This is a genomic window from Mesorhizobium sp. M7A.F.Ca.CA.004.12.1.1, from assembly GCF_003997835.1.
GTDB lineage: Bacteria > Pseudomonadota > Alphaproteobacteria > Rhizobiales > Rhizobiaceae > Mesorhizobium.
Genome location: NZ_RZRK01000938.1, coordinates 1 through 2,199, shown reverse-complemented (window position 1 = coordinate 2,199; position 2,199 = coordinate 1). Strand labels below are relative to the sequence as shown.

General features: G+C 60.9%; 2 protein-coding genes. Both read right to left on the bottom strand.

From position 1 onward, the window contains the following. Nucleotides 1-144: 144 nt before the first annotated feature. Entirely contained in the window at nt 145-981 is an 837-nt protein-coding gene (locus EN984_RS31980) for an outer membrane protein (RefSeq protein ID WP_127267138.1), read from the bottom strand. Between the two features lie 271 nt (nt 982-1,252). After that, the coding region (gene glmM / locus EN984_RS31975; protein ID WP_127384237.1) for a phosphoglucosamine mutase at nt 1,253-2,199 on the bottom strand (947 nt) is incomplete at its 5' end.

Here is a 2,199-nt window from a genome sequence, read left to right as displayed (position 1 = left end):
TTGTTAACCATAGTGGTTAAGTGCCGGTTAAGGCTAACAGAGCGTTAGCGAATTCATTTCCCCTGTCGATTCCAGGCGGCCCAACGAAAAACCGCCCGGCTGAGGCCGGGCGGTTTGTGAAGAATGCAAGTAATGTAGATGCTGTTACTTGGTGTAGATCGGCTCGGGTTCGGGCTGGTAGGCCACGACCGGCGCGGCGCAACCGTTGCTGCCACCGAACTGGTAGCGCAGGCCACCGCGCACTTCGTGCGTGTTGATGCCACGATCGAAGCCGGGACCGGAGCTGGTGATGTTCCAGTCGAACATGCGGCCGCCCTGAATATGGGAGAAGCGGTAGCCGGCATCGAGAATGATCTTGTCGGTCAGGCAGTACGAAGCGCCGGCCATCAGACCGTAGGCGAAACGCCAGCTTGATCTGCCGGGATTGAACTCGGTGGTGTTCGGGTCATAGACATCATCCCACTTGACGCGGGCGCCGCCGATGCCGGCGCCAACGTAAGGCGTGATGCCATGGTAGGTGCCGAGATCGACATAGGCGTTGGCAAGCAGCAGCAGGGCGCTCATCTTCGATACTTCGGTCGAAGTACCGTTGATGTCCGAGGTGCCGCCGTTGAAGTTCGACTTGAACCAATAGTCGGCCGTCAGGTCGGTCCGGAAGTGGTCGTTGATCTTGTAACCAACGCCGGCACCGAGCGAGAAACCGCCCTTGAGCTTGCCGAAATCGAAACTTCTGGTGCCGGGCGTGACCGTACAGTTACAGGGATCGACGGTGTAGGTCATATAGTCGATGCCGCGCACGGTCGACTTGTGATAATCGATATCGCCGCGGATATACCAGCCGCCGACCTCGACCGGCTGCTCGTAGATGGCCTGAGGCGGAGCCTCTTCAACCATCGGCTCCGGCAGATCGGCCGCGAACAACGGCCCTGCCAACCCTGCGAACAGGAAGGCGAGCAGGGCCTTTCTTGCTGTCTTGAACATGCTTGTCACCCCTGAGAAGCTCGGAACGGCGAACCCGCCCGAAATGCGATTGGCTTTCAGTCGTGGATAATGAATTGCAAAGGTTAAAAGGCGTTTAACCCTGTTGCTTAACCACGAATCTCGAAACTTCTAGGGATAGGCGCGAGATTTACGGACACCGAACAAAGTGGCGGCTGACAAGAAAAAGCCCGCCGAGGGGCGGGCCTTGGACCGGTTAAGGGAGCGCGGCGCGCCTGGTTGTCAGATCCACGTCCTGCTGGACGCGCTGGGATCAAGCGGCGCTGCGCGTTTCCGAGATGATGTCCACTATGCCATTGACCACGGACTCGACCAGTTGCGGGTCGTCGCCTTCGGCCATCACGCGGATCAGCGGCTCTGTCCCTGATGGCCGGATAACCAGCCGTCCGGTCTTGCCGAGGCGGTTGCGGGCGTCTTCGATGGCGGCCTTGACCGGCGCCTCCTCAAGCGGCTTGCCGCCGGAAATGTGGACGTTCTTCAGGAGTTGCGGCACGGGTTCGAATTTCTTCGACAGTTCGCTGACCGGCCGCCCCTGCCGCTTGATGCAGGCGAGCACCTGCAGCGCCGAGACCAGGCCGTCGCCGGTCGTCGAAAAGTCGGACAGCACGATATGACCCGACTGTTCGCCGCCGACATTCAAGCCATGCGCACGCATATGCTCGACGACATAACGGTCGCCGACCTTGGTGCGGTGCAATTGCAGCTTCATGTCGCCGAGGAAGCGTTCGAGGCCCAGATTGGACATCACGGTTGAGACGACACCACCGCCGGCAAGCCGCCCGCTCTGGTGCCAGGATTCGGCGATCAGCGCCATGATCTGGTCACCATCGACGATCGCGCCGTTTTCATCGACGATGACGACACGATCGGCGTCGCCGTCGAGCGCGATGCCGATGTCGGCGCGCACTTCGTGCACCTTCTTTTGCAGGCCGGCCGGATGGGTCGAGCCGCATTCCTTGTTGATGTTGAAGCCGTTGGGCTCGACATTGATGGCGACGACTTCGGCGCCCAGTTCCCACAGCGCCTCGGGCGCCACCTTGTAGGCCGCGCCATTGGCGCAATCGACAACGATCCTCAAGCCGGCGAGCGACATCGAGCGCGGCAAGGTGCGCTTGGCGAATTCGATGTAGCGGTCATGCACGCCGTCGACGCGCTTGGCGCGGCCAAGCCCGTCGGAATCGGCGAGCGCCAGTTCGATAT

Coding starts and splice junctions, on each gene's coding strand:
- EN984_RS31980 (WP_127267138.1), bottom strand. CDS start 981: ATGTTCAAGACAGCAAGAAAGGCCCTGCTCGCCTTCCTGTTCGCAGGG.